The 5,381-nt window shown below is 49.7% G+C and carries 5 protein-coding genes, 1 tRNA gene, 2 rRNA genes and 1 pseudogene; 4 read left to right on the top strand and 5 right to left on the bottom strand.

What is annotated here, in order from left to right; translation table 11 throughout:
- Positions 1-435: class I SAM-dependent methyltransferase (locus BG74_RS12755; RefSeq protein WP_187202567.1), on the bottom strand; the 435-nt coding region annotated here is incomplete at its 3' end.
- Between the two features lie 46 nt (positions 436-481).
- Between BG74_RS12755 and gloB the strand changes: the two genes are divergently transcribed.
- Complete coding sequence (gene gloB / locus BG74_RS03545) at positions 482-1,234, top strand: hydroxyacylglutathione hydrolase (RefSeq protein WP_066596684.1); 753 nt, start codon at positions 482-484, stop codon at positions 1,232-1,234.
- Between the two features lie 86 nt (positions 1,235-1,320).
- A pseudogene (gene mltD, locus BG74_RS03540) lies at positions 1,321-2,633 on the top strand (murein transglycosylase D).
- On the opposite strand, the gene BG74_RS03535 reads toward mltD, so the two are convergent.
- Complete coding sequence (locus BG74_RS03535; RefSeq protein WP_187202566.1) at positions 2,590-3,456, bottom strand: endonuclease/exonuclease/phosphatase family protein; 867 nt, start codon at positions 3,454-3,456, stop codon at positions 2,590-2,592. The pseudogene mltD and the gene BG74_RS03535 sit on opposite strands and share 44 nt — an antisense overlap.
- 470 nt (positions 3,457-3,926) lie before the next feature.
- Here BG74_RS03535 and BG74_RS03530 point away from each other — a divergent pair, with 470 nt between their 5' ends.
- The gene (locus BG74_RS03530; RefSeq protein ID WP_066596660.1) at positions 3,927-4,235 is read left to right on the top strand and encodes a carbapenam-3-carboxylate synthase domain-containing protein; all 309 of its coding nucleotides are present in this window, start codon (positions 3,927-3,929) and stop codon (positions 4,233-4,235) included.
- 154 nt (positions 4,236-4,389) lie between these two features.
- Positions 4,390-4,569 (top strand): hypothetical protein, encoded by a 180-nt coding sequence (locus BG74_RS03525; RefSeq protein WP_066596657.1) that lies wholly within the window; start codon positions 4,390-4,392, stop codon positions 4,567-4,569.
- 88 nt (positions 4,570-4,657) lie between these two features.
- Here the strand turns inward: BG74_RS03525 and BG74_RS03520 are convergent.
- From BG74_RS03520 to BG74_RS03510, 3 genes are all read right to left on the bottom strand, one after another.
- Positions 4,658-4,734, bottom strand: a tRNA-Asp gene (locus BG74_RS03520).
- A gap of 62 nt (positions 4,735-4,796) precedes the next feature.
- Positions 4,797-4,912, bottom strand: a 5S ribosomal RNA gene (rrf, locus tag BG74_RS03515).
- Between the two features lie 150 nt (positions 4,913-5,062).
- Positions 5,063-5,381: ribosomal RNA gene (locus BG74_RS03510) — 23S ribosomal RNA — on the bottom strand; the annotation flags it as partial.

Raw genomic sequence — 5,381 nt, 5'->3', positions numbered from 1 at the left:
GCGGAAAAGGATAGGGCAGATTTTGCCCAGCCCCAGCATGCTCATCGGGTTGAACGTCGTAACGACGAGCCAGCCGTCATCAATAAGTACCCGATCGACCTCCCGCAGCAGCCGATGCGGATCTCCGGTATAGGATAAAGTATGAGTCAGTAAGCAAGCGTCTGCTGACTTATTGGCGAACGGCAGTTGGTAAGGATCGGCGATAACGTGTAAACATTCTCCCTCAAGTCCCACATTGACCTGGTGGGAAATCGCACAATCACCGGTATCCATATCTGCGCTCAGCGCGCCGATTTTGAGTAAATGAAACCCGAACAGTTTCGGCCACCACAATTTCAAATCCTGCTCCAGCGCCTGACGATAGTCAGCCCCGCAGGGAATATCCTCCCATGAGGCAGGCGCCACAATAGTCTTGTTACTTTGCGCTGGTTTCATGTTTGTCTATCTTCGTAAAGGCCATAGAGATATAACGAGGTTAACAGTGAATCTTATCAGCATTCCCGCATTGGTGGATAATTACATTTGGCTATTACACAATGACGACAGCCAATGCCTTGTGGTCGACCCTGGCGAGGCAGCACCGGTGTTACAAGCGCTTGCCGAGCGACACTTAATCCCTATCGCTATTTTATTAACCCATCATCATCATGACCATGTAGGAGGCGTCTTCGAGCTACTACGGCACTTCCCAGTGCCGGTCTATGGCCCGGAGGAAACCCATGCTAAGGGAGCTACCCGGATTGTTAACGAAGGCGATACCCTGACATTACTGGACCACACCTTCAGTATAATGGCATTGCCCGGTCATACACTCGGACATATTGGATTTTACGGCGCACCCTGGCTTTTTAGCGGCGACACTATTTTTTCCGCAGGTTGCGGTCGGCTTTTTGAGGGCACACCAAAACAAATGTACGAGTCTTTTCATAAAGTTAATCAACTTCCTCCCGATACCCTGATCTGTGCCGCTCATGAGTATACTTCAAGAAATTTGGACTTCGCCACCGCCTTATTGCCTCAAGATAGTGTTATCACAGATTATCAACGTGAAATTAAAGAGTTACGTCTGAAAAACCAGCCAAGCTTGCCCACAACGCTGCATTTAGAGCGTCAAATTAATCTTTTCTTACGTTATCATCATATTGATTTACAAAAAAAATTAAACGTTCACCCCTATTCAGGAGAGGAATGGCTTATTTTTGCGGCATTACGCGAGAAGAAAGATCATTTCTAAAGGTTTTAGTTGTAATATCCCAGCCTTCAAAGTATCATTCTCCAAATTTTAGGCGACTATTGACATATACGACTATTCACATATAGATGAAGACTCATGCGATCTTATTCGCCTCGGTCTTGCTGGTGGGATGTCAGGCATCCAGGCAGGATACGCCGCCCTCTGAACAGCATGTACAGAGTATTTCTTCAGTAAGTCAAGGTGAAACGGGAAAGTACACAGATGATCGAGTGAGTACCCCACGATGGCAAGATATTAACAACAGCCTGCTACAAGACGATTTGTGGAACTTCATTGGCGAAGAGCTGAAGATGCAGATACCGGATAACGCACGGGTCCGCGAGCAACAAAAGCATTATTTGAAACAGAAGAGCTATCTCCATGATGTAGCATTACGGGCAGAGCCATACATGTACTGGATAGTCGAGCAGATTAAGCAACATAACATGCCGATGGAACTAGTACTGCTACCCATAATGGAGAGCGCTTTTGACCCGAAGGCAATATCCACTTCAAACGCCGCTGGCCTTTGGCAGATAGTTCCCCAGACAGGCAAGAACTACGGCTTAGAGCAGAACCAATGGTATGACGGCCGACGTGATGTGGTGGCGTCTACTACCGTAGCCCTGGATATTATGCAACGTCTTAACCGTATGTTCGACGGCGACTGGTTGTTAACCTTCGCCGCCTATAATAGCGGCGAAGGTCGTATTATACAGGCTATCAAGCATAATAAAGCCAAAGGGCGCCCTACCGACTTCTGGTCGTTAGGGCTACCGCGTGAAACCACAATCTATGTTCCGAAGATACTTGCGCTCAGCAGCCTTATTAAGAATAGCAAGCAATTTGGCATTACATTGCCTAAATCGAATGTACAGCGCGCGCTGGCGCAAGTGGAAGTCGGCCGGCAAATCGGCCTGAGACAGGCGGCGGAAATGTCCGGCCTATCACTAACCAAGCTGAAAAGCTTTAACACAGGCTACAAGCGCAACGTGACGGCGCCAAACGGACCACATTATATCATGCTGCCCAAGGCGTATGCTTCGCAACTGTGCACCTCGCTAGCAGGAGGTGATATTGTATATGAGGTGCGTACCTGTGATGCCTTATCCGACATCGCAAAACGGTTGAACGTTAAAATCGCTGATTTGCAGAGATGGGATGACCTGCGCAGCGTATGTAGCCTGAAGGTGGGTCAAACGCTGAAATTCAGCAGCGGATCGATATAGACAGAATCACCTATCAGGCACATAAAGGGAGGATTCCCTAGCGGGCATCGCTCGCCGCCACGGCGTTGGTCGATATCAAAGGTGTCATGTGCTGGAACGATGCGTTGGACAATGCTAACAACCTATTTATGTCTCATTCTCGGCAGTGTAGTCTATCCTCCCGATACTGATAATTTGCGGCTCTGCCGGCGCCTGCTCGCTCCGCGGAGCAGGCTCGAATGCAACCAACAAGGGATTATGGTCTGAAGCTTCAGTTACCAGTACCAACGCCTCGCAGATATTCATATCGCGGTAAAAGACAAAATCCAGTGGCCGGCCAAACGCCCGCTTGCGCCGATCGTCGACAAACCGCACCTCGCCCAACCCCATTCGTTCTGCGAACCGGTAGAGCGCCAGCATACGCTGCTGGCTCCAGGCATTAAAATCCCCCGCCATGATAACCGGACCGCTGTGATTGCGGATCTGCTCACCAATGGGATCGAGTTGTTTGCTATACACATCAATGCCCAGGCTGAAATTCACTGCGTGGATATTAACCACCATCAGCAGTTGCCCATTACAGATGGGATATACAGTGACCAGAGCTGACTTAGCTAATCGCAACAGTGGCTCGCGCTCGCGTAGTGGACAGCAGTAAATCGGATATGCGGCGGAAAGGGTCATGACCCCCGATGGATGTTGCGGAAAAATCAAAGCGGGAACCTGGTCCGCTGCCAAATAATGCGAGGTAGCGAATCGGACCAACTCAGGTGTAGTCTGCGCTTCCTGTAGCAGGACCAGCTGGGCATCTTTACCAAATCCTTGCAGCACCGACAACCAATTGGCGCGATGTTGTTTATAGATATTCCATACCATCACCCGCAAAATGCGCGAGCCTGGCAAAGGTTCTCCCGTCGGTAGCGCCTGACCTAACTGGCCAGAAGCAAGAGGTGGAAAGATACGCTCGACTGGCTGGCCCGCGACATACCTGACGGCATATGTTTTTTTTGGCACGGCTAACGCCCATTCAACTAAGTTTTTCTCCTGTGGCGGTGTTTGAGTTGATTCATGCTGTTTTTATTCCACAGACAACCCGACCACAATACGTTTTTATAAGCATCTCAGCCCGGCAAAAATGTGGAGCCATGACATATTTGGCCTGCCCCACGCAGTATATCACAAAAGCGCCACTGCCTTGGACGGGGTACCACCGGCTGCAGCGATGACGGCACTGTAGGCATTCTCGATCTACCTGTCTCCCTGTATCCTAGCTTGATCGGCCTGGAGCGAGGCGTGCCGTCGTCAACTACTGCACTATAATCCAGTATTCATTACTGCCAAACTTGCTTATCGTGAGAGTTTAAAAATCGAACAGCCGGCAACTACACTGCAATCGGTAGCATAAGAGGAGTTGAAAAGATGGTGGACAATAGCTTTTTTATTATTCATGGTAATGTCAATAAGGACATCAATCTATTGACGTATTGCTGCAGCGGCAATCGACGCACTTTACCGATGCGTACCGGTGTCTCGTTAACGGGGCCTCAGCACTTTACCAGCTTATCACGCAATTGAGCTCGGCGACTCTTGGTCTTGTCGAGGTCGACTTTTGCTTCTTTATCGAAGATCTCAGTAGAACCTTGACATTGATGACCGATGCCAGTGGTCAAAATCCTGTTTATTTAGTCAACACTGGCGATCGTTGGATTACTGATAAAATAAAACTTATCCGCGCGCTACATGAACGTGATATCCAGCACGACCAACAGGGGAGCAAACATCCCCGAGCATAGGCTGTCATATTCAGCACATTCTACGAGGAATGCTTAGTGTTTCTCTATTACAAAAGCCGATTGTGAAGCCTACGAGAGCTAACAATTGTTGCGTCCAGCAAAAATGCCGCTGTCGATCAATTGAGGGCTGGATTTAATTAAGGTATTACTGCTTATGCTGTTTGTCTACACCGGTGCGGTAAGTACTAACCTGAAGCCGATTCCGTTAGCATCGAGTGATAATCGGGTCGACATTGATGTCGATGGCAAAATTATCACGATATCCCATACCGCCAGCTCTGCCAAAGTTCTGGTCAACCACCTGTTTCATAATGGCAGGCGTCACTATTTATAAAAGCGCAGAATTATAGTGCTAATCTATTGTTACAACATTACAACAAGAAAAAAAGTCCTGAACATTGGTTCAGGACTTTCAATGGGAGTGGCGGTGCGGACGGGACTTGAACCCGCGACCCCCGGCGTGACAGGCCGGTATTCTAACCGACTGAACTACCGCACCGCCGAATCATTATATGTAATATTGCCTGTCATCCCGGCATTAACCGGCACAACCTGTTGGATGCCTGGCAGTTCCCTACTCTCGCATGGGGAGACCCCACACTACCATCGGCGCTACGGCGTTTCACTTCTGAGTTCGGCATGGGGTCAGGTGGGACCACCGCGCTAGTGCCGCCAGGCAAATTCGTTTCCGCTCCGCACCGCTTTCCCAACCCTCACTTGCATGACTGTCGGGCATTATCCGGAACATCGCTAATATCGTCTTGCCCCTTGCGCTTGGCGTTAACTTTCGCTGTGGATGCCGCGCGCTCAAACAGCTCAGGTGTTGTAAGGTTAAGTCTCACGGGTCATTAGTATCGGTTAGCTCAACGCCTCACAGCGCTTACACACCCGACCTATCAACGTCATCGTCTTTAACGTCCCTTCAGGAGGCTCAAGGCCTCAGGGAAGACTCATCTCGAGGCAAGTTTCCCGCTTAGATGCTTTCAGCGGTTATCTCTTCCGCACGTAGCTACCGGGCAATGCCATTGGCATGACAACCCGAACACCAGCGGTGCGTCCACTCCGGTCCTCTCGTACTAGGAGCAGCCCCTCTCAATCTTCCAGCGCCCACGGCAGATAGGGACCGAACTGTCTCACGACGTTCTA

This window comes from Sodalis-like endosymbiont of Proechinophthirus fluctus (genome assembly GCF_001602625.1).
Classification (GTDB): Bacteria; Pseudomonadota; Gammaproteobacteria; order Enterobacterales; family Enterobacteriaceae.
This window is presented reverse-complemented; position numbering and strand designations above follow the sequence as displayed.

What these genes read in the sequence shown, in the direction of transcription:
- BG74_RS03525 (WP_066596657.1), top strand. Translation starts at nt 4,390, where the DNA reads ATGCTGTTTGTCTACACCGGTGCGGTAAGTACTAACCTGAAGCCGATT.